19 protein-coding genes are annotated in these 20,167 nt (G+C 74.5%); 13 read left to right on the forward strand and 6 right to left on the reverse strand.

All coding sequences use genetic code 11. The features are described 5' to 3' along the window. Window positions 1-16: 16 nt before the first annotated feature. The 4 genes from ACFSBI_RS04415 (at window position 17) to ACFSBI_RS04430 (ending at window position 4,978) form a co-directional block, all read left to right on the forward strand. Window positions 17-994, forward strand: a complete 978-nt coding sequence (locus ACFSBI_RS04415) for an NAD-dependent epimerase/dehydratase family protein (protein ID WP_377932426.1) — start codon at window positions 17-19, stop codon at window positions 992-994. A gap of 118 nt (window positions 995-1,112) precedes the next feature. After that, the gene (locus ACFSBI_RS04420; protein WP_377932428.1) at window positions 1,113-1,889 is read left to right on the forward strand and encodes a DeoR/GlpR family DNA-binding transcription regulator; all 777 of its coding nucleotides are present in this window, start codon (window positions 1,113-1,115) and stop codon (window positions 1,887-1,889) included. Between the two features lie 31 nt (window positions 1,890-1,920). Continuing rightward, window positions 1,921-4,002: a PTS fructose transporter subunit IIABC gene (locus ACFSBI_RS04425; RefSeq protein WP_377932429.1), complete on the forward strand. Its 2,082-nt coding sequence runs from the start codon at window positions 1,921-1,923 to the stop codon at window positions 4,000-4,002. A gap of 64 nt (window positions 4,003-4,066) precedes the next feature. Next, window positions 4,067-4,978, forward strand: coding sequence for an NUDIX domain-containing protein (locus ACFSBI_RS04430; RefSeq protein WP_377932431.1), 912 nt, complete (start codon window positions 4,067-4,069; stop codon window positions 4,976-4,978). A gap of 80 nt (window positions 4,979-5,058) precedes the next feature. Here ACFSBI_RS04430 and ACFSBI_RS04435 read toward each other — a convergent pair whose 3' ends face one another. Further along, on the reverse strand, window positions 5,059-5,502 hold the full coding sequence (locus ACFSBI_RS04435) for a hypothetical protein (RefSeq protein ID WP_377932433.1): 444 nt from the start codon (window positions 5,500-5,502) through the stop codon (window positions 5,059-5,061). 119 nt (window positions 5,503-5,621) lie between these two features. Here ACFSBI_RS04435 and ACFSBI_RS04440 point away from each other — a divergent pair, with 119 nt between their 5' ends. The 3 genes from ACFSBI_RS04440 (at window position 5,622) to ACFSBI_RS04450 (ending at window position 7,501) form a co-directional block, all read left to right on the forward strand. Then, window positions 5,622-6,104 carry an FHA domain-containing protein gene (locus ACFSBI_RS04440; RefSeq protein WP_377932434.1) on the forward strand — a complete coding sequence of 161 codons (483 nt, stop codon included), beginning with the start codon at window positions 5,622-5,624 and terminating at the stop codon, window positions 6,102-6,104. Beyond that, window positions 6,101-6,799: a transcriptional regulator FtsR gene (gene ftsR, locus ACFSBI_RS04445; RefSeq protein ID WP_377932437.1), complete on the forward strand. Its 699-nt coding sequence runs from the start codon at window positions 6,101-6,103 to the stop codon at window positions 6,797-6,799. Before ACFSBI_RS04440 ends, ftsR begins: the two co-directional genes overlap by 4 nt. A 207-nt stretch (window positions 6,800-7,006) precedes the next feature. Then, window positions 7,007-7,501, forward strand: coding sequence for a MerR family transcriptional regulator (locus ACFSBI_RS04450; protein WP_377932485.1), 495 nt, complete (start codon window positions 7,007-7,009; stop codon window positions 7,499-7,501). A 313-nt stretch (window positions 7,502-7,814) separates the two neighbouring features. Here ACFSBI_RS04450 and ACFSBI_RS04455 read toward each other — a convergent pair whose 3' ends face one another. After that, on the reverse strand, window positions 7,815-8,639 hold the full coding sequence (locus ACFSBI_RS04455) for a ParA family protein (RefSeq protein ID WP_377932438.1): 825 nt from the start codon (window positions 8,637-8,639) through the stop codon (window positions 7,815-7,817). Between the two features lie 144 nt (window positions 8,640-8,783). On the opposite strand from ACFSBI_RS04455, the gene ACFSBI_RS04460 reads away from it, so the two are divergent. Then, window positions 8,784-10,316, forward strand: a complete 1,533-nt coding sequence (locus ACFSBI_RS04460) for a nucleotide-binding protein (protein ID WP_377932440.1) — start codon at window positions 8,784-8,786, stop codon at window positions 10,314-10,316. Window positions 10,317-10,353: 37 nt separating this feature from the next. Next, a complete protein-coding gene (locus ACFSBI_RS04465) occupies window positions 10,354-10,848 on the forward strand; it encodes a peptide deformylase (RefSeq protein WP_377932442.1) in 495 nt (164 codons plus the stop codon). Between the two features lie 8 nt (window positions 10,849-10,856). Here the strand turns inward: ACFSBI_RS04465 and ACFSBI_RS04470 are convergent, their stop codons facing one another. Beyond that, the gene (locus tag ACFSBI_RS04470) at window positions 10,857-12,680 is read right to left on the reverse strand and encodes an AMP-dependent synthetase/ligase (protein ID WP_377932444.1); all 1,824 of its coding nucleotides are present in this window, start codon (window positions 12,678-12,680) and stop codon (window positions 10,857-10,859) included. A 67-nt stretch (window positions 12,681-12,747) separates the two neighbouring features. On the opposite strand from ACFSBI_RS04470, the gene ACFSBI_RS04475 reads away from it, so the two are divergent. The 3 genes from ACFSBI_RS04475 to ACFSBI_RS04485 all read left to right on the forward strand — a co-directional run bounded on the left by ACFSBI_RS04475 (window position 12,748) and on the right by ACFSBI_RS04485 (window position 15,850). Next, window positions 12,748-13,716 carry an ROK family glucokinase gene (locus ACFSBI_RS04475; RefSeq protein WP_377932446.1) on the forward strand — a complete coding sequence of 323 codons (969 nt, stop codon included), beginning with the start codon at window positions 12,748-12,750 and terminating at the stop codon, window positions 13,714-13,716. Window positions 13,717-13,778: 62 nt separating this feature from the next. After that, window positions 13,779-14,459 carry a lysophospholipid acyltransferase family protein gene (locus tag ACFSBI_RS04480; protein WP_377932448.1) on the forward strand — a complete coding sequence of 227 codons (681 nt, stop codon included), beginning with the start codon at window positions 13,779-13,781 and terminating at the stop codon, window positions 14,457-14,459. Window positions 14,460-14,476: 17 nt separating this feature from the next. Beyond that, window positions 14,477-15,850, forward strand: a complete 1,374-nt coding sequence (locus ACFSBI_RS04485) for a class II 3-deoxy-7-phosphoheptulonate synthase (RefSeq protein ID WP_377932487.1) — start codon at window positions 14,477-14,479, stop codon at window positions 15,848-15,850. Between the two features lie 15 nt (window positions 15,851-15,865). Here the strand turns inward: ACFSBI_RS04485 and pknB are convergent, their stop codons facing one another. Further along, window positions 15,866-17,518 carry a Stk1 family PASTA domain-containing Ser/Thr kinase gene (pknB, locus tag ACFSBI_RS04490; RefSeq protein ID WP_377932450.1) on the reverse strand — a complete coding sequence of 551 codons (1,653 nt, stop codon included), beginning with the start codon at window positions 17,516-17,518 and terminating at the stop codon, window positions 15,866-15,868. 65 nt (window positions 17,519-17,583) lie between these two features. Further along, complete coding sequence (locus tag ACFSBI_RS04495; protein WP_377932452.1) at window positions 17,584-18,516, reverse strand: LysM peptidoglycan-binding domain-containing protein; 933 nt, start codon at window positions 18,514-18,516, stop codon at window positions 17,584-17,586. A gap of 145 nt (window positions 18,517-18,661) precedes the next feature. Here ACFSBI_RS04495 and ACFSBI_RS04500 point away from each other — a divergent pair, with 145 nt between their 5' ends. After that, window positions 18,662-18,994, forward strand: coding sequence for an Rv2175c family DNA-binding protein (locus tag ACFSBI_RS04500; RefSeq protein WP_377932453.1), 333 nt, complete (start codon window positions 18,662-18,664; stop codon window positions 18,992-18,994). A 23-nt stretch (window positions 18,995-19,017) separates the two neighbouring features. Here the strand turns inward: ACFSBI_RS04500 and ACFSBI_RS04505 are convergent, their stop codons facing one another. Next, window positions 19,018-20,133: a polyprenyl synthetase family protein gene (locus tag ACFSBI_RS04505; RefSeq protein ID WP_377932455.1), complete on the reverse strand. Its 1,116-nt coding sequence runs from the start codon at window positions 20,131-20,133 to the stop codon at window positions 19,018-19,020. Window positions 20,134-20,167: the final 34 nt, after the last annotated feature.

Here is a 20,167-nt window from a genome sequence, read left to right on the forward strand (position 1 = left end):
CGACGGGCGGGGCACGATGAGCGGGCTGTCGGTCCTCTTCCTCGGCGGCACGGGCATCATCAGCACGGCGAGCGTGCGGCGCGCCGTGGCCGAGGGGCACCGGGTGACCGTGCTGACGCGCGGGCGCCCGTCGTGGCGCACTCTGCCCGACGGCGTGGAGCAGCTGGTCGCGGACCAGGGGGACCAGGCCTCGGTGGTCGCCGCGGTGGGGGACCGGCGGTTCGACGTCGTCGCCCAGTTCCTCGCCTTCACGCCCGACCGGGTCCGGCAGGACGTCGAGCGGTGGGCCGGCCGCACCGGGCAGTACGTCTTCGTCTCGAGCGCCTCCGCCTACCAGAAGCCGCCGGCGTCCCTGCCGGTGACCGAGGCGACTCCGCTGCGGAACCCGTTCTGGCAGTACTCGCGGGACAAGATCGCCTGCGAGGACCTGCTCGTCGCCGCCTACCGCGAGCGGGGCTTCCCGGTGACGATCGTCCGCCCGTCTCACACGTACGACGACGGGACGCTGCCGACGCTCGGCGGGTGGACGGACATCGCCCGGATGCGCGCGGGCAGGCCGGTCGTGGTCCACGGCGACGGCACGTCGCTCTGGACGCTCACGCACACCGACGACTTCGCGGTCGGCTTCGTCGGGCTGCTCGGGCGCCCCGAGGCGGTCGGCTCCGCCTACACGATCACCGGCGACTCCACCCCCACCTGGGACCAGGTCTACACGTGGCTCGGCCGCGCGGCGGGGGTCGAGCCGGTGCTGGTGCACGTGGCGAGCGAGACCATCGCACGCGAGCTGCCGGACAAGGGTCCCGGGCTGCTCGGCGACAAGGCGCACAGCGTGGTCTTCGACACCACCGCGCTGCGGCGCCTGGTGCCGGCGTTCACCACGACCGTGCCCTACGCCGAGGGCGCGCGACGCACGATCGCGTGGTTCGACGCGCACCCGGAGGCGCAGGTCGTCGACGACGACCTCGACTCGGCCTTCGACCGGCTCGTCGGGTGACGCCTCACGAGATGAGGTGAATCACCTCGCTCCGGATCTGTACTTGTGTGGGATCGGTCGCTAGATTCCACATGAACGCAGATCCGGGGCAGGGCCGCCCCGGATCGGGATCGGGGTCATGTACGCGACGGAGCGGCACCAGCGCATCATCGACGAGCTGGATGCGTCCGGACGGGTCTCCGTCGCGGCGCTGTCCCGCACCTTCGACGTCACCGCGGAGACGATCCGCCGCGACCTCGACGCGCTCGAGGAGGCCGGGGCCCTCCGCCGGGTGCACGGCGGCGCGGTCCGGCGCATCAGCCCCGTGGAGCCCGGGCTGCGCGAGCGCGAGCAGCGCAACGGGCCGGCGAAGCGCCGCATCGCGAGGGCCGCGCGCGACCTGATCGCGAGCGCCGCGCCCTCCTCGATCGCCCTCGACGCCGGGACGACGACGGGCGCGCTCGCCGACCTGCTCGTCGACCACGCGCCCGTGGACGGGGCGCTCGATGTGGTCTCGAACGCGATGCCGGTCGTGCTGGCGCTGCAGGACAACCCCCGCCTCGTCGTGCACGCGGTCGGCGGCGTGGTCCGGCCCGAGACCTCCGCGGCCGTGGGGGTCGCCGCGCTCGACGCGTTCGCCGCGGTGCGCTGCGACCTCGCGTTCGTCGGCGCGAACGGCATCTCGGCCGGCTTCGGTCTCTCCACGCCCGACGAGCGGGAGGCGGCGGTGAAGTCGGCGATGATCCGCTGCGCCCGGCGCGCGGTCGCCCTCGTCGACGCCGCGAAGTTCGGCACCGAGGCGTTCATCCGCTTCGCGGCCCTCGAGACCCTCGACGTGCTCATCACGGACCGAGCCCCCGACGACGAGCTCGCCGCCGCGCTGGAGACCGCGGGCGTCGAGGTCGTCGTCGCCTGACCCCCCCACCACACGAAGGAGTGCGAGTCCCATGCCATCCCTGATCACCCGCGACCTCGTCGCGCTCGACGCCGACCTCGGCACCGAGCGCAGCGAGGTCATCCGCGCCCTCGCGGCCAAGGTCGTCGACGCCGGCCGCGCCTCCTCGGTCGACGACCTCTCCGCCGACGCCTGGGCCCGCGAGCAGAAGACCGACACCGGCCTCGGCGGCGGCATCGCCATCCCGCACTGCCGCTCGACGTCGGTGCGGGAGCCGAGCCTGGCCTTCGCGCGCCTCGACCCGCGGGTCGACTTCGGCGGCTTCGACGGCCCGGCCGACATCGTCTTCCTGATCGCAGCCCCCGAGGGCGGCGACGACCTCCACCTGCAGCTGCTCGCGAAGCTCGCCCGCAGCCTCATCGACGAGGAGTTCGTGGCCGCGCTCCGGAGCGCCTCGACGCCGGACGAGGTCGTCCGCCTCGTCGAGCGGGCGACCGCCGAGGAGGACCCGACCACGCGGCCGGCGCCGGGGTCCGCCGCGAGCGCTCCGGCCTCCGGGGTCGAGTCCGACCGCCCGGTGCTCGTCGGCGTCACCTCCTGCGCCACCGGGATCGCCCACACCTACATGGCCGCGGACGCGCTGACGAACGCGGCGAAGCGGCTCGGCGTCGACCTGCACATCGAGACGCAGGGCTCCGCGGGCTCCACCCCGCTCGACCCGGCGCTCATCGCGCGGGCGGGGGCCGTCATCTTCGCGAACGACGTCGACGTGCGCGACCGCGGCCGCTTCGCCGGCAAGCCGGTCGTCCAGGCGCCCGTCAAGCGCGGCATCGACCAGCCCGAGCAGATGGTCCGGGAGGCGCTCGCGGCCATCGACGACCCGCAGGCCGCCCGCGTCCAGGGCGGCGGTGCGAGCGGCGCCGCGGTCGGCAGCGCGGCGGCGAACGAGCACGTCGGGCAGACGATCAAGCGGGCGCTGCTCACCGGCGTCAGCTACATGATCCCGTTCGTGGCGGGCGGCGGCCTGCTGATCGCGCTCGGCTTCCTCTTCGCGGGGTACGGCATCGCGCTCGGCAGCGACGCGCCGAACGCGAACGGCGCCAGCAACGCCGTCTATACGCTGACCAACTACACGCTCCTGAACCTCCCGCCGGAGGGGCTCCTCTACTACCTCGGCGCCGCGCTCTTCCAGATCGGCGGGCTCAGCTTCGGCTTCCTCGTCCCGGCGCTCGCCGGGTACATCGCCTACGCCATCGCGGACCGGCCGGGCATCGCGCCGGGCTTCGTCGTCGGCGCGATCTCGGGCTTCCTCGGCGCCGGGTTCCTCGGTGGCATCGTCGGCGGCCTCATCGCGGGCTTCGTCGCCCGGGCGATCGGCCGGCCCGCGGTGCCCCGCTGGCTGCGCGGCCTGATGCCGGTGATCATCATCCCGCTGCTCACGTCGATCATCGCCTCGGGCCTGATGCTGCTCGTGCTCGGCGGACCGATCGCCGGGATCCAGCGCGGGCTGACCGGCTTCCTGAACGGGCTCACCGGCACCGGGGCGATCGTCCTCGGGATCATCCTCGGCCTGATGATGTGCTTCGACCTCGGCGGCCCGGTCAACAAGACCGCGTACGTCTTCGCGACGACCGGTCTCGCGACGCAGACGCAGGCGAGCTTCACGATCATGGCGGCGGTCATGGGCGCCGGGATGGTGCCGCCGATCGCGATGGCCTTCGCCTCGACGGTGCTCCACCGCCGCGGCTTCACCGAGGTGGAGCGGGAGAACGGGCTCGCCGCCTGGCTGCTCGGCGCCTCCTTCATCTCGGAGGGCGCGATCCCGTTCGCGGCGGCCGACCCGCTGCGCGTCATCCCGTCCAGCATGATCGGCGGCGCGATCACCGGCGGCGCGATCATGGGCCTCGGCCTCGGGACGCGAGCCCCGCACGGCGGGATCTTCGTGTTCTTCTCCTTCGTGCCCCAGCCGTTCCTCGGGACGTTCCTGCTCTGGTTCCTGATGATCCTGATCGGCGCGGCGGTCACCGCCTTCGTCCTCGTCGGCCTGAAGCGGTTCGTCCGGCCGGGCGGCGACCGGGCGGTGAAGGCGCCGGGCCTCGAGACGTCGTCGGAGCCGGTCGCCGTCTCCGTCTGACCTGCCCGCGCTGGGACGGGGCCGCGAGGGCCCCGTCCCAGCACCCGGGCTCTAGCGTTGCGGGATGACCGAGTCGGCGAGCGTGCCGCCCGGGCCGCCGCCGGGGCCTCGCGATCCCGCCGACGGCTGGGTCGATCTGCCGGGCGGCCGCCGCTTCTGGGGGCGCAACGGTGCGGCCGGGCTGCTCGCGGTCACCCCGGCGGGGGAGGTGCTGCTGCAGCACCGCGTCGGCTGGAGCCACTTCGGCGGCACCTGGGGCCTGCCGGGCGGTGCCCGGCACGCGGGGGAGGGGCCCGTCGAGGGCGCCTTCCGCGAGGCGCACGAGGAGACCGCGATCGACGTCGCGGCGCTGCGCCCGCGGTTCGCCGCGCTGCTCGACCTCGGCGCCTGGAGCTACACCACGGTCGTCGCCGCGGTGCCGGGAGCGCTGCCGGTCGCGGTCAGCGACCCCGAGAGCACCGGGCTCGAGTGGGTGCCGGCGGATCTCGTCGCGCAGCGCGCGCTGCACCCGGGCCTCGAGGCGTCGTGGCCGCAGCTGCGCGCCGAGGCCGCGGCCCCCGACCACGTGCTCGTCGTGGACGCAGCGAACGTCGTCGGCAGCCGTCCGGACGGCTGGTGGCGGGACCGGACCGGTGCGGCGTCGCGACTGCTGGCGGGCCTCGCCGTGCTCGACGCCGTCGGGCTCGCGGTCGACGAGCCGGCCGCGGACGGCCTCCTGCCCGTCGTGCGGCGCTGGCCGGCGGTCGTCGCGGTGCTCGAGGGCGAGGCCCGCGCCGCCGGGGACGTCGACGGGGTCGAGGTCGTCCGCGCGGAGCGCGACGGCGACGGCGCGGTCGTCGAGCAGGTGCAGCGCCTCGTCGCGGACGACCGCGCGACGACCGTCGTCACGGCCGACCGCGGCCTCGGTGCGCGCGTGGAGGCCGCGGGAGGCCGGCTGATGCGCCCGGGCGCGCTGCTGGCGCTCCTCGACGGCTGAGCACCGCGCCGCACCCGGGTCCCTTCCGGACATCCGGGCCCGCCGCGGCGCACCCGGATGTCCGGAACGGGCCCGAGTCGTCAGCGGGCGGGGGAGGCGGCCTCGAGCCGCCAGCCGGCGAGCCGCCGCACCTGCGCGTCCCGGTCCGTCGCCAGCGCCTGGACGACCCCGTCCGGCAGCAGCGGGTTCAGCACGGCCCAGCAGCGCACCCGGGCGTCCGCGTCGCCCGAGAGCGCCTCGACGAGGTCGGCGGGGGAGGACTCGTTCTTCGCCACCTCGCCCCGCACCTGCGGCTCGGGGTCGCGCGCGAGGCGGCGCAGCAGCTCGACCGGCGCGTGCCGGCTGGACGCGACGCTCTGCCGGATCCCGGGCCGCTCGTGCTCCGCGAGCAGCCGCAGGCGCGCCAGCTTGGACTCCGTGACCGGCGGCGAGAGGTGCAGCACGGCGCCGTCCCCGGCCGAGAGCGCCGCCGCGTCGCGCATGGCCTCGCGCTGCGGCCCCGTGTTGAAGCGGATGCAGGACATGGGGCCGACGCTAGCCGGGGGCGCCGACGACGCGCCCGGCCGATCGATCCGTCGTGAAACGGGGGACGGCGGAGCGGGCGGGCCGTCCGCTAGCCTTGCCCCCGTGAGGAGGTCGCCGCATGGTCGATGACCGCGACGGTCGCTCGCGCGGCCGACGGGAGGAGCCGTCCGTCGGCCCGGACACCACCGCGTCGTTCGGGTACGAGTTCGGGTCCCAGCTCGCCGCGGCGATGGCCGGCAACTCGGCGGAGGAGCAGGCCGCGGTGGGCGCGCTGCCCTCGGGGTCGGCGCTGCTCGTCGTCCGGCGCGGCCCGAACGTCGGCGCCCGGTTCCTGCTCGACCAGGACCAGACGGTCGCCGGTCGCCACCCGTCGGCGGACATCTTCCTCGACGACGTGACGGTCTCGCGGCGCCACGCGGAGTTCCTGCGCCACGGCACCGCCTTCGAGGTGAAGGACCTCGGCAGCCTGAACGGCACCTTCTTCGACGGGGTGCGGATCGAGACCGCGCTGCTCTCCGACGGCGCGGAGGTGCAGATCGGCAAGTTCCGGCTGACCTTCTACGCGTCCCGGCTCGACCTGGCGCAGGTCGGCTCGCGATGAGCGCTGCGCTCCCGCAGCGCCGCGAGCCGGCGCCCGCCACCGGCACCATCTCGATCGGGCAGGTCCTCTCCCGCCTCGAGCAGGACTTCCCCGAGCTGTCGCCCTCCAAGCTGCGGTTCCTCGAGGACAAGGGCCTGATCAACCCGGCGCGCACGCCGTCGGGCTACCGGAGCTTCTCGGACTCGGACATCGCGCGCATCAAGCTGGTGCTGCTGATGCAGCGGGACCACTACCTGCCGCTCAAGGTGATCCGCCAGTACCTCGCCGACCTCGACGCGGGGCTCGACCCGATGTGGCCCGGCACCGCGACCGGGGCGATCACGATCCTCGAGACCGAGCGGCGCTGGTCGCGGGAGGAGCTGCTCGCCGACACGGGCGCGACGGCGGAGCTGCTGTCCGACGCGGTCTCCGCCGGCCTCCTGCCCGCCGCCGACGTGTTCGGCGAGCTCGACGTCACCACGACGCGCGCGCTGGTCGACCTGCGCCGCGCCGGCATCGAGCCGCGGCACCTGCGGGCGATGCGGATCGCGGTGGAGCGCGAGCTCGACCTCGTCGCGAACGCGCTGCTGCCGATGCGCCGCCGGCCCGACTCCGCGAGCCGCCAGCGCGCCGAGGAGCGCGAGACCGAGCTCGTCGCGCGCCTCGAGACGGTGCGCGCCGCCCTGGTGAAGCGCACGCTCGAGAAGCAGGTCTGACGACGCCGATGACGCCCGCCGGTCGCGACACGCCACCCCTCGAGATGCCGATGTCGTTGCCCGAGCCCTGGTCCGTCTGTAGCGTGACCCCACAGAACACGCCTCCACCGCTGGTGGAGGCGTGTGGGGGGTGGAAGGCAGTCCAAATTGACTGAGGTGAATCGGAGTGAGGAGCGGTACGACCTCGGCTTGCTGTTCACGGACGGCATGCCGGAGTTGGACGACTCCGCAGGGTACCGAGGTGTGGTCGCCGCGCGCGTCGCGGGGATCACGTATCGGCAGCTCGACTACTGGGCCAGGACAGGCCTCGTCGAGCCCACGATCCGCGGTGCGGCCGGCAGCGGCTCGCAGCGGCTCTACGGGTTCCGCGACATCCTGGTCCTGAAGCTCGTCAAGGGACTGCTGGACACCGGGATCTCGCTGCAGCAGATCCGCACGGCGATCGAGGAGCTCCGTGATCGGGGGATCACGGACCTGGCTCGCATCACGCTGATGTCGGACGGCGCGAGCGTCTACCTGTGCACGACGCAGGAGGAGATCATCGACCTCCTCCAGCGCGGCCAGGGCGTGTTCGGCATCGCTGTCGGCAAGGTGCTGCGCGAGGTCGAGTCGAACCTGGTCGACCTCGAGGCGGACCGCGCCGAGCAGGGCGACCCGATGGACGAGCTCGCAGCGCGACGCGCCTCCCGCCAGGCCGGCTGAGCCGACCCGACACGTTCCGAGGCCGCCGCCCGACGACCGGAGCCCTGCAGCAGGACTCCGGCCCTCGAGCAGGGGATCCGCCGGGCCGCCGTCCTGCCGACGGGCGGATGTCCTGCCGACCGGCGGATCTCGTGCCGGTCGGCGCTCGTCGTGCGCCGCGGTGCACCGTCTGCCGGGCGCGCTGCCGGCTCGTCCGAGCCCTCGAGCAGGACCTCGGCCCTTCGGCAGGAGATCGGACGGGCGGATGTCCTGCTGCGGGGCGGAGGTCCTGCTGCGGGGCGGAGGTCCTGCTGCAGGGCGATCCCAGGGCGGGCTAGGCGCCGACCTGGGTGGGGATCTCGCCGGTGGCGAACTCGCCGACCCGGCCGGTGCGGAGCACCCGCTCGAGCAGCTGGTCGAACATGCGCGCCAGCTCCTGCGCGCTCTCGCCCGGCCAGACGTGCAGCGGCTTCGCCGCGCCCTGCGCCTGCTGCAGCGACGTGCGCTCCGGCAGGTGCGGCGTCAGCACCAGCGGGCCGAACATGTCCCGCAGCTCCTTGATCCGGAACTGGTGCTCGAGGCTCTGCATCCGCGCGCGGTTCACGATGATCCCGAGCGGCTGCAGCCGCGGGGACAGCCCGCGGCGGATCTCCTCGATCGCCCGCAGCGCCCGGTCGGCGGCGGCGACGGAGAACAGGCCCGGCTCGGTGACGACGGAGACGCGGTCGGACGCGGCCCACGCCGTGCGGGTGAGGGCGTTCAGCGACGGCGCGCAGTCGACGAGCACCAGCTCGTACTCCGCCTCGACGTGGGCGAGCGCCTCCTCGAGCTTCCAGATGTCCCGCACGGACGGGTGCGGCCCGTCGAAGTTGATCGCGGCCGGCGAGCCGACCATCACGTCGACGACGCCGCCGCGGCCGCGCGTCCAGCCCGACGGCGTGATCGCGGCGCGGACGGTCTTCTCCTTCGGGCTCGCGAGCACGTCGGCGACGCTCACCTGGGCCACGGGCACGTCCATGCCGGTGGAGACGTCGGCCTGCGGGTCGAGGTCGACGACCAGGGTGGACACGCCGCGGGCGAAGGCCGCGGACGCCAGACCGAGGGTGACCGTGGTCTTGCCCACCCCGCCCTTCAAGGAGCTGACGCTGAGCACGTGCACGGGGCAAGGGTAGCGGCGGGCGGGGCCCCGGCGCGGGCAGCGCCGCACCCCCGCGTCCGGGCGAGACGCGCCGCCCGCTTCCGGGGGACGGCCGAAGCCTCAAGTTACGCTCGAAGCATCGACCCGATCCAGGAAGCTGCAGCCGTGACAGACAAGCGCACGCCGGACGCCACCGGCAGCCTGCTCACCGGGTCCCGCCTGCGCGAAGCGGGGGACGGCCCGGCGGGCATCGCCCTCGTGACCCGCGCCGCGGGCGTCGACCTGTCGGCGATCGGCCGGCTCATGCCGCACCCGTCCATCGAGGTGGACCTGCCGCCGCTGCCGAGGTCGGCGCCGCCCGAGGACGAGGCCGCGGTCGCCATCGACGACGACGCGGTCGACCCCGGCTCGCTCGACGCGGCGACCTCGAGCGTCGCCATCACGACCGCGCCCACCGGCGAGCAGCCGATCCGGCCCGACGCGACCGGTCCCGTGTCGCGGAGCACCGGGCGTCCGCTCGGCGCCATGCCGGCGCCGCGGCGCACGGGCAGCGCCTACGACGCCCTGCTCGGCGGCCCCGTCGCCCCGCCGTCGCCCATGGGGACGCTCGGCGGATCCCGCCTCACCGGTGAGCTCACCCGCCCGGTGCGTCCCGTCGGCGAGCCGTTCCGGCCCGTGGGCGAGCCGCCGCGCCTCGACGGCGCCGGCACCGCCACGCGCCGGGAGCGCCGGGCGGGAGCGCCGTCCGGGGAGCCCGAGTCGGCCGCGATGCTGACGGCCGACCGGCTGATCGAGAACGGCGGTCGCGTCCGCCCCCGCCCCACCGGTGCCTGGAACCGCTTCGTGTACGCGGCGACGCTCCGCCGGCTCAACCTCGGCGACTCCGCCGCGGAGCGCGCCCGCAAGGACGAGATCGCCCGCATCACCAAGGCGTTCGAGGGCGGCACGCGCTTCGTGCCGGTGCTCACCCGCAAGGGCGGCGTCGGCAAGACGACGGTGACGACGCTGCTCGGGATGACGCTCGCGACGCTGCGCGAGGACCGGGTGATCGCCATCGACGCGAACCCGGACCGGGGCACGCTGTCGGAGCGGGTCACGAAGCAGACCCGGGCGACGGTGCGCGACGTGGTCATCCGGGCCAACGCGGTCAGCGGCTTCACCGACTTCTCGTCGCTGGTCTCCCGGGACGAGACGCGGCTCGACATCCTGGCCTCGGACACCGACCCGCTGCTGTCCGAGGCGTTCGACGAGAACGACTACAACGTCGTCGCCGACCTCGCCGCCCGGTTCTACTCGATCGCGCTCACCGACTGCGGCACGGGCATCGTGCACTCCGTCATGCGCGCGACGCTGCAGCGCGCCGACTCGATCGTGATCGTCTCCGGCGGCAGCGTCGACGAGGCGCGGCTCGCCTCCGAGACGCTCACGTGGCTCGAGGCGAACGGCTACGGCGACCTCGTGAAGAACGCGATCGTCGCCATCAACACGGCGACGCACGGCACGAGCCTCGTCAAGCTCGACGAGATCGAGTCGCACTTCGCGTCCCGCGTGCGCGACATCGTGCGGATCCCGTACGACCCGCAGCTCGCGGCGGGCTCGGTCGTCAGCTACAAGGACCTGAAGCAGGTGACCCGGGACGCGGCGCGCACGCTGGCCGCCCTCGTCGCCGACGGGCTGCCGTCCCGCCGCGAGGCCTGATCGGGTCGGTCCGCGCCGTCCCCTAGCGTCGTCGGACGTGACCGTCCGCGACATCCGCCTCTTCGGCGACCCCGTCCTCCGCACCCCGTCGCTGCCCGTGGGCGACGTCGACGCGACGGTGGAGGCGCTCGTGCAGGACCTGCTCGACACGGTCCGGGTCCCCGGCCGGGCCGGCGTCGCGGCGCCGCAGATCGGTGTGGCGCTGCGCGCCTTCTCGTACTCGGTCGACGGGACGACCGGCTACCTGCTCGACCCCGAGCTGGTCGAGGTGCGCGGCGAGCCGGTCCTCCTCGACGAGGGCTGCCTGTCGGTGCCGGACCTGCACTTCCCGACGCCCCGCTTCCCGTGGGCGCGGACCCGTGGTCGCCTGCTCGACGGCTCGGTCGTCGAGGTCGAGGGGGAGGGCGTGCTGGCGGAGGCGCTGCAGCACGAGCAGGACCACCTCGACGGCCGCCTGTACCTGACCCGCCTGGAGCCCGCCGTCCGCCGCGAGGCGATGGGCGTGGTCCGGCGCGCCCCCTGGTTCCGCTGACCGGCGGGTCAGCGGGCGGCCTGCGCCTCGCGCTCCCGCTTGGCCTCGGCGTACAGGGCCTCGATGTCGTCCTTCCGGCGCTCGAGGATGACGTGGCGCTTGATGCTCATCTTGGGCGTCAGCTGGCCGTTGCCCTCGGTGAAGTCCTCGGTGAGGATGCGGAACGCCCGCACGCCCTCCGCGCGCGACACCCGGGTGTTCGCGGCGTCGATCGCGCGCTGGACCTCGGCCCGCACCTCGTCCGACTCCGCCGCCTGCTCGAGCGACATCGAGCCGTCGAGGCCCTTGTTCTTCAGCCAGGTCGGCAGCATCTCCGCGTCGAGCGTGACGAGCGCCGCGATGAAGGGCCGCTGGTCGCCGACGACGACGACCTGGCTGACGACGGGGTTCGCCCGGATCGGGTCCTCGAGCTCGGCCGGGGCGACGTTCTTGCCGCCGGCGGTGACGATGATCTCCTTCTTGCGCCCCGTGATCATCAGGTGCCCGTCCTCGTCGAGGGACCCGATGTCGCCGGTGCGGAACCACCCGTCGTCGAACGCGTCGGCGTTCGCCGCCTCGTTGTGCAGGTAGCCCGGGAACACCCCGATGCCCCGCACCTCCACCTCCCCGTCGTCGGTGATCCTGATCGACGTGCCCGGCAGCGGCGGGCCGACGGTGCCGATCTTCGGCTGCGACGGCCGGTTGACGCTGATCGGCGCGGTGGTCTCGGTCAGGCCGTAGCCCTCGAGGATCGTGACGCCGATCGCGCGGTAGAAGTGGTTGAGGCGCTTGCCGAGCGGCGCCGAGCCCGACACCGCCCAGCGGCACCGCCCGCCGAGCGCGCCGCGCAGCTTGCGGAACACCAGGGCGTCGGCGACGCGGTACTTGGCCGCGAGCGCGAACGGGACGCGGCCGGCCTCCTTCGCCTCGGACCAGGCGACGCCGATGTCGGCGGCCCGGCGGAAGATCTCGCCGCGGCCGCCGGTCTCCGCCTTCTGCTCGGCGGAGTTGTAGACCTTCTCGAAGACCCGCGGCACCGCGAGCAGGAAGGTCGGCTCGAACGAGCCGAGCGACTCCACGAGCCGGGAGGTGTCGGACTGGTGCCCCACCTTCACGCCCGCGTGCACCGACAGCACCGAGATGAAGCGGGCGAACACGTGCGCGAGGGTGACGAAGAGCAGGGTCGCGGCGCGGTCGTTCGCGACCTCCGGGATCGCGAGCGCGGCGTTCCGGGACAGCTCGACGAAGTTGCCGTGGGTGAGGACGCAGCCCTTCGGCCGGCCCGTCGTGCCCGCGGTGTAGATGATCGTCGCCGTGTCGCTCGAGACCGCGAGCTGGCGGCGCCGCTCGACCTCGCCGTCGTCGACCGATGCGCCGGCGGCGACCAGCTTGTCGATCGCGCCGAGGTGCAGCTGCCAGACCTCGCGCACGTCGTCGAGGTCGGGCAGCACCTCGTCCACGCGGGTGTAGTGCTCCGCGGTCTCGACGACGACGGCGACCGCGCCGGAGTCCTCGAGGATCCAGCGGACCTGCTCCGGCGCGCTCGTCTCGTAGACCGGCACGACGAGCGCGCCGGCGTACCAGGCGGCGAAGTCGATCAGGGTCCACTCGTAGCGGGTGGACGACAGCAGCCCGATGCGGTCGCCTGGCTCGATGCCCGCGGCGATGAACCCCTTCGCGATGGCGACGACGCGCTCGCGGAACTCGCGAGCGGTGACCGAGCGCCAGCGGTCGCCCTCCGGGATGCCGAAGAGCACGAGATCGGGCGTCGCGGTGGCCCGCTGCGCGAGCAGGTCGGCGACGTTGAGCGCCGGCTCGGGCTCCGTCATGACGCGGGACTCGGACTCCTGCACGGCTGGCTCCTTCGCCTGATGGAGCCCCGATGCTACCGGCGCCCTCCCGTTCCGTAGGCTCGCGGCCGTGCGCAGCATCGGCATCGACATCGGCGGGACCAAGATCGCGGGCGGGGTCGTCGACGAGTTCGGGCAGGTGCTCGCCCAGGACCGCGTGCCCACCGACGCCGGGGACCCGGGGGCGCTCGAGGACGCGGTGGCGACGATGATCGAGCGCCTGTCCGCGGGGGAGCGCCTGCCCGTCGGGGTCGCGGCGGCCGGCTTCATCGACGCCGCGCAGTCCACCGTCTACTACGCGCCGAACATCCGGTGGCGCAACGAGCCGCTGCGGGAGCGGCTCGAGCAGCGGCTCGGCGTGCCGGTCGTCGTCGACAACGACGCGAACGCCGCCGGCTGGGCGGAGTTCCGCTTCGGCGCGGGCCGCCTCGTGTCCGACATGGTCGTGCTGACCCTCGGCACCGGGGTCGGCGGAGCGGTGGTGATCGGCGACCGGCTGCTGCGCGGCGGCTTCGGCGTCGCGGGGGAGCTCGGCCACCTGCGGGTCGTGCCGGGCGGGCTGCCGTGCGGCTGCGGCGCGCGGGGCTGCCTGGAGCAGTACGGCTCGGGCCGCGCCCTGCAGCGCATGGCGGAGGCGATCGCGGACGCCGGCGGCATCGGCACGGCCCTCGCGGCGGCGCGCGACGCGGCGGGCGGAGTGCTGCCCGGGCCGGAGGTGGGACGCCTCGTCGGCGAGGGGGACCCCGGCGCGCTCGCGGCGCTCGACGAGCTCGGATCCTGGGTCGGGCAGGCGTGCGCGAGCCTCGCGGTCGCCTTCGACCCCCAGCTGTTCGTGCTGGGCGGCGGGGTCGCGGCGGCGGGGGAGCGGCTGCTGGCGCCCGTGCGGCGGGGGTTCCTCGACCACCTGCCCGCCCGCGGCTTCCACCCGGAGCCCGTGTTCGCCACCGCGGAGCTCGGCAACGAGGCGGGCGTCGTCGGCGCGGCGGACCTCGCCCGGCTGCACGAGGACGGCGCGCTGCGGCCGCACCTGCCCGCCTGAGCGCTGCGATCCGCCCGCCGGCGAGCCGGTAGCCTCGACCGACGGCCGGAAGGGGGCGCGCGATGCTGTACTACATCCTCAAGAACTTCTTCCTCGGCCCCTACGTGCGCTCCACGTTCCGTCCGTGGGTGTCCGGGGCGGAGAACGTCCCGGCGTCCGGCCCGGTGATCCTCGCGTCGAACCACGTGTCCGTGCTCGACTCGCTGTTCCTCCCGCTCGCGCTGAAGCGACGCGTGACGTTCCTCGCGAAGAGCGACTACTTCACGGGCAGCGGTCTCAAGGGGTTCGTGCTCCGCACGTTCATGAACGGGATCGGTCAGCTGTCGATCGACCGCTCCGGCGGCAAGGCGAGCGAGGCGTCGCTCGACACGGGCGTCGACGTGCTGCGCCGCGGCGGGATGCTCGGCATCTACCCCGAGGGCACGCGCAGCCCCTCCGGCAAGCTCTACCGCGGCCGCACCGGCGTCGCGCGGATGGTGCTCGAGGCGAAGGTGCCCGTCGTGCCGGTGGCGATGTTCGACACCGACAAGTCGATGCCGATCGGCGCGAAGATCCCGAAGGTGCGGCGGATCGGCATCGTGATCGGGGAGCCCCTCGACTTCAGCCGGTTCGAGGGGCTGGAGGGCGACCGCTTCGTGCTGCGCTCCATCACCGACGAGATCATGGTCGAGATCGCCCGGCTGTCCGGGCAGGAGTACGTCGACGTCTACGCCAGCACGCTCCGCCGTGCGGCGGCGGCGTGAGGGTCGGAGGCGCCGTGCTGCAGCAGACGTTCGAGGACGCGAAGGTGCCCGCCACCCCGGAGGTGCTCGCCGGGCTCGACCGCTGGCGCACGCTGCCGGTGCGCCAGCAGCCGACGTGGGCCGACCCCGCCGCCGCGGCCGAGCGCGCGCAGGAGCTCGCCGGGCTGCCCCCGCTCGTCTTCGCCGGCGAGATCGACCGGCTCCGCGCCCGCCTCGCCGACGCCGCGGCGGGCCGCGCGTTCGTGCTGCAGGGCGGCGACTGCGCCGAGACGTTCGCCGCGGCCACCGCGGACCGGATCCGGGCGCGGGTGAAGACGATCCTGCAGATGGCGGTCGTGCTCACCTACGGCGCCTCGATGCCGGTCGTGAAGATGGGCCGGATGGCGGGGCAGTTCGCCAAGCCGCGCTCGAGCGACTTCGAGACCCGCGACGGCGTCACGCTGCCCGCCTACCGCGGCGACATCGTCAACGGGTTCGACTTCACCCCCGAGTCGCGGGCGCACGACCCGGCCCGGCTCGTGCGCGGCTACCACACGGCCGCTTCGACGCTGAACCTGATCCGCGCGTTCACCCAGGGCGGCTTCGCGGACCTGCGCGAGGTGCACAGCTGGAACAAGGGGTTCGCGGCAAACCCGGCGAACCAGCGCTACGAGGGCCTCGCGCGCGAGATCGACCGCGCCGTGAAGTTCATGGCGGCCGCCGGCGCCGACTTCGACGAGCTGACCCGGGTCGAGTTCTTCACCGCCCACGAGGGCCTGCTGATGGAGTACGAGCGGGCGATGACCCGCATCGACTCGCGCAACGGCACGCCCGTGGACACGTCGGGGCACTTCGTCTGGATCGGCGAGCGCACCCGGCAGCTGGACGGCGCGCACGTCGACTTCTTCAGCCGCATCCGGAACCCCGTCGGGGTGAAGATCGGCCCGACGATGACGCCGGACGAGCTGGAGCGCCTGGTCGACCGGCTCGACCCCGACCGCGAGCCGGGCCGCCTCACGCTGATCACCCGGATGGGCGCGGGCCGCGTCCGGGACGTGCTGCCGGGCCTGCTGGAGGCCGCAAAGGCGTTCGAGTCGACGCCGCTCTGGATCACCGACCCGATGCACGGCAACGGCATCACGACGCCGACCGGCTACAAGACCCGCCGGTTCGACGACGTCGTGGACGAGGTGCGCGGCTTCTTCGCGGCCCACCGCGAGGCGGGCACCTTCCCGGGCGGCATGAACGTGGAGCTCACCGGCGACGACGTGACCGAGTGCCTCGGCGGCTCGGAGCACATCGACGAGGCGGACCTCGCCACCCGCTACGAGTCGCTCTGCGACCCGCGGCTGAACCACATGCAGTCGCTGGAGCTCGCGTTCCTCGTGGCCGAGGAGCTCGCCAGCACCTGAGCCGCGGGTCCGCGCTCAGCGGCCGAGCAGCGTGCCCGCAGCGGACTCCGCGGCGCCGAGCGCGTCGCCCGCAGCGCCGGCGGCGTCCGCCAGCCCGCTCGCGGCACCGGCGACGCCGTTCGCAGCACCGGTGACGCCGGCGACGGCACCGTCGAGCGGGGTCTCCGCCCGCGCCAGCACGAGCCGCACGGTGGTGCGCGCCGGGACGGTCCGGCCGGCGGGCAGCGTCGCGCCCTCGGCGTCGGCGAGCCGCAGCACCGTGCCCGCCGGCCGCTTCGAGGCGCGCTCGAGCGCGGCGCCGAGCCGCAGGCGGGCGTCGTCGACGGTGGAGGTCGCCTCGGCGCGGGTCATCCCCTTCACGGACGGGATGGTCGCCGGCTCCGCGCCCTTCGACTCGACGAGCACGACGACGGAGCCGGCGCTCACGCTCGCGCCGGCCGACGGCCGGGTCGCGGACACCGTGCCCGCGCGGTGCCGGTCGTCCCACGCGGAGCCCCGGGTGCTCGCGACCTCGAGCCCCTGCTGCTCGAGCGCGGCGGACGCCTGGACGACGCTCATCCCGGCGAGGCTGCCCACGGTCACCACGCGGCCGGGCCCCGGGCCGTACCACCAGCCCGTGCCCGCCGCGACCGCTCCGGCGACGAGGACGGCGCCGAAGATCCAGACGCCCCGCCGGTGCGCCCGGGAGCTCACGGCGCGCAGCCGCTCGATGGTGTCGGTCGCCGCGCCTCGGCGACGCGGTGCGACGGCCTGCGGCTGCACCGCGGTGGCCGCGGTCGGCAGCGTCGGGCGCGGCACCGGACCGGTCGCCGCCTCGCCGGCCTCCCGCATCAGGTCCTGCGCCTCGAAGAGGTGGTCGAGCATGACGCGGGCGTCGCGCGGGCGCTGCTCGGGGTCGCGGCTCGTCGCCCACAGCGTCAGGTCGTCGAGCGGCGCGGGCACCGACGGCGTCGTGAGCGACGGGGCCGGCACGCTGTCGTTCGCGTGCTGGTACGCGATCTGGACCGGCTGCTCGCCCTTGAACGGCTGCTCCCCGGTGAGCATCTCGTACATCATGATCCCCACCGCGTACACGTCGCTGCGGGTGTCGGCGATGCCGCGGGTGACGAGCTCGGGGGAGAGGTAGGCGATGGTGCCGAGCAGCGCCTGGCCGCTCGCGGTGCTGCTCGTCGCCGCGCGGGCGAGCCCGAAGTCGCCGAGCTTGATGCGGCCGTCGTCGGCGAGCAGCACGTTCTCGGGCTTCAGGTCCCGGTGGATGATCCCGGCCTTGTGCGCGGCCGACAGCCCGAGCAGCACGGCCTCGAGGATGTCGAACGCCTGCTCCGGCGTCAGGCGCCCGTACTCGCCGAGGAGGTCGCGGAGCGTGATGCCCTGCAGGTACTCCATCACCAGGTAGGCGGTGCCGAGGTCCTGCCCCTGGTCGAGCACGCTGACGACGTGGGAGTCGGACAGCCGGGCGGCCGACAGCGCCTCCTGGATGAAGCGGTCGCGGAAGGCGGCGTCGTCGGCGAGGTGCGCGTGCATCACCTTCACGGCGACGCGGCGCTCGAGGCGCAGGTCGGTGGCGAGGTAGACGGTCGCCATGCCGCCCCGCGCGATGCGGGCGCGGATCTGGTAGCGGCCGTCGAGCAGCCGGCCCACCAGCGGGTCGGAGGGTGCGGCGGTCACGCCCGGCAGTGTATGGACCGCCCGCCGGGACGCCCGGGCGACCGGCCGCGCGGGGCGTCAAGTCGTCAGCGGCCCGCTTCGCGGTCGAGCTCGCGGAGCCACTCGCGCGCGGGGCGCTCCCACTTCGCGTAGGCGGCGGGCGCGGCGGTGCGCAGCACCGCGGCGGCGGCCTCCCCGACGCTCATGAACGGCCAGCCGTCGACGTCGAGCAGCCCGACCGCGGGGCGCGCGACGCCGGCCCTCGGGTCCCCGAAGAACGCGAGCGCCGCCCGGTAGGGGTCGAGCAGCGCGCCGTCCGAGCCCCAGCCGTCGACGGGCCGCTGCTGGAAGACGCCGACGGCGTCCGGCGCGAGGCCCGCGCCGACGAGCGACGACTCCTCCATGGCGGCGGCGAGCGCGATCACGAGCCCGTCGTCGGGGATGCCGAGCGAGCGGCCGGCGGCGACGACGAGGCGGGCGTTCTCCCGCATCTCCCCGGACAGCCGGACGGCGCCCGAACCCGTGCGGCGCGTGTTCGCCACCGGGATCACGAGCTGCTGGCCGGAGCGGACGACGCTGCCGCGGGACATGCCGTTCGCGAGCAGCACCGCGGCGGTCGCGACGCCGTGCCGGTCCGCGATCGCCGACACGGTCTCGCCGTCGGCGACGCGGTGGCGGTGCAGGTCGTCGGCCGGACCCGCCGGCGCCGGACGCGTGCCCGGCTTGACGAGCAGCACCGCCCCGGTGTGCACCTGCGTGCGCCAGCCCAGCCCGTTCAGGGCGAGCACGCCGGCGGTGGACGCGCCGTGGCGAGCCGCGATGTCCGCGACCGTCTCGCCCTCGTCGACGACGACCTCGACGACGCCGTCGGGGCGCGGCCGCTCCGGCTCCGGGGCCCGCCGCCGGTGCCCGGTGGTGCGGGTCAGCGAGCCCATCAGGCGGCCCGCCGCCTCGAACCCGGTCTGCAGCGCGCCGCGCTGGTGGCCCACGGGCCGCATGCGCCGCCCGTGCTCCGACATGGTCGAAGTCATCGCTCGTCCCCGTTCCGCCCTTCCCCCGAGGGGCGTGCCGTCAGTGTCGCAGCGGCGCCGCGGCCGCCGGGGTGGACGGGGCCGGGGCCCCTCCGGACTGGGGGTGCCGCGGCGGACTGGCATCCTTGGAGCCGTGAGCGAGCGAGTGTGGTTGACCGTCCCGGACGTCGCGGAGCGCCTCGACCTCACCCCGAGCCGCGTCCGCCGGCTGATCGAGGACCGGCACCTCCTCGCCCAGCGGCAGGACGGCGTGCTGCGCATCCCCGAGGTGTTCCTGACCGAGGACGGCCCGCTGCCGGAGCTGCGCGGCACGGTCGTCCTGCTGGGCGACAGCGGCTTCGGCGACGACGAGGCGGTCACCTGGCTGCTCGAGCCGGAGGACAGCCTCGGCGCCGCCCCGATCGACGCCCTGCTGGCGGGCCGCAAGGCGGAGGTCCGCCGGGTGGCCCAGGCCCTGGCCTTCTGAGGTCATGGGGAGGGCGCTCCGGACTAAGACGTCCTGACGCTGATCGACTCGGCGAGGCGGCCGAGGGCGTCGCGGGCGTCCGCCGTGAGCGGGGCGCCGTCGAGCGCGTCGAGGGCGCGATCCACGTGCTCCGCGATCATCCGCTCCGTCCGCTCCACGGCGCCGGAGGCGCGGATCGTCTCCTGCAGGGCCTGCACCTGGTCGCCGTCGAGCTCCGGGTCGCCGAGCAGCTCGTCCACGGTCCGCTTCGCCGAGACGGGCAGCTCGGCACGGGCGAGCGCGATGAGGACGGTGCGCTTGCCCTCGATCAGGTCGTCGCCCGCGGGCTTGCCGGTCACCTCGCTGTCGCCGAAGACCCCGAGCAGGTCGTCCCGCAGCTGGAACGCGATGCCGAGCGGGAGCCCGAACTCGCGCAGCGCGGCCATCTGCGCGAGCGACGCGCCCCCGAGGGACGCCCCGATCGCGAGCGGCGCCTCGATCGAGTACTTCGCCGACTTGTAGGTGATGACGTTCAGCGCGGTCGCGACCTCGTCGCGCTCGTCGACGTGCGGCCAGGCGGCCTCGGCGACGACGTCGAGGTACTGGCCCGCCGTGACGTCGGTACGCATGCGGTTGAACTCGGCCCGCGCGGCGCGGGCGTTGCCTCGGTCGGCCAGCTGCTCGAGCGACTCCGCGAACAGCTCGTCGCTCCAGACGAGCAGCAGGTCGCCCAGCAGGATGCCGGCGGACGTGCCGAAGCGCTCGGCGTCGCCGACGAACCGGCGGTCGCGGTGCTCCGCCTCGAAGCGGCGGTGCACCGCCGGCTGGCCGCGCCGGGTGTCGGAGGCGTCGATCAGGTCGTCGTGCACCAGCGCCGCGGCGTGGAAGAGCTCGAGCGCCGACGCCGCGCCGACCACCGCGGGCAGGTCGCGACGGCTGTCGTCCCCGAACCAGTCCTGCGCGTCGGTGCCCTGGACGGCCTGCCAGCCCCAGTAGCAGAACCGCGCGCGGTACCGCTTCCCGAATCTCAGAAGATCCCTTGAGAAGTCCCCCATCGTGAGGGCGTCCCCGGACACTGCGGCGAGAATCGACGCTCGAGCGTCGAGGAACTCGTCGAGCCGGGATCGCACCAGGTCGACGAGTCGGCCACCGGTGGTCACCCGCCTAGCCTAGCCGCGCCGCCCGCGTCTACAC

It is taken from the genome of Amnibacterium endophyticum (assembly GCF_042680685.1).
GTDB classification, from domain to species: Bacteria; Actinomycetota; Actinomycetes; order Actinomycetales; family Microbacteriaceae; genus Amnibacterium; species Amnibacterium endophyticum.

What these genes read in the sequence shown, in the direction of transcription:
- ACFSBI_RS04415 (WP_377932426.1), top strand. Translation starts at nt 17, where the DNA reads ATGAGCGGGCTGTCGGTCCTCTTCCTCGGCGGCACGGGCATCATCAGC.
- ACFSBI_RS04420 (WP_377932428.1), top strand. Translation starts at nt 1,113, where the DNA reads ATGTACGCGACGGAGCGGCACCAGCGCATCATCGACGAGCTGGATGCG.
- ACFSBI_RS04425 (WP_377932429.1), top strand. Translation starts at nt 1,921, where the DNA reads ATGCCATCCCTGATCACCCGCGACCTCGTCGCGCTCGACGCCGACCTC.
- ACFSBI_RS04430 (WP_377932431.1), top strand. Translation starts at nt 4,067, where the DNA reads ATGACCGAGTCGGCGAGCGTGCCGCCCGGGCCGCCGCCGGGGCCTCGC.
- ACFSBI_RS04435 (WP_377932433.1), bottom strand. Translation starts at nt 5,502, where the DNA reads ATGTCCTGCATCCGCTTCAACACGGGGCCGCAGCGCGAGGCCATGCGC.
- ACFSBI_RS04440 (WP_377932434.1), top strand. Translation starts at nt 5,622, where the DNA reads ATGGTCGATGACCGCGACGGTCGCTCGCGCGGCCGACGGGAGGAGCCG.
- ftsR (WP_377932437.1), top strand. Translation starts at nt 6,101, where the DNA reads ATGAGCGCTGCGCTCCCGCAGCGCCGCGAGCCGGCGCCCGCCACCGGC.
- ACFSBI_RS04450 (WP_377932485.1), top strand. Translation starts at nt 7,007, where the DNA reads ATGCCGGAGTTGGACGACTCCGCAGGGTACCGAGGTGTGGTCGCCGCG.
- ACFSBI_RS04480 (WP_377932448.1), top strand. Translation starts at nt 13,779, where the DNA reads ATGCTGTACTACATCCTCAAGAACTTCTTCCTCGGCCCCTACGTGCGC.
- ACFSBI_RS04495 (WP_377932452.1), bottom strand. Translation starts at nt 18,516, where the DNA reads ATGTCGGAGCACGGGCGGCGCATGCGGCCCGTGGGCCACCAGCGCGGC.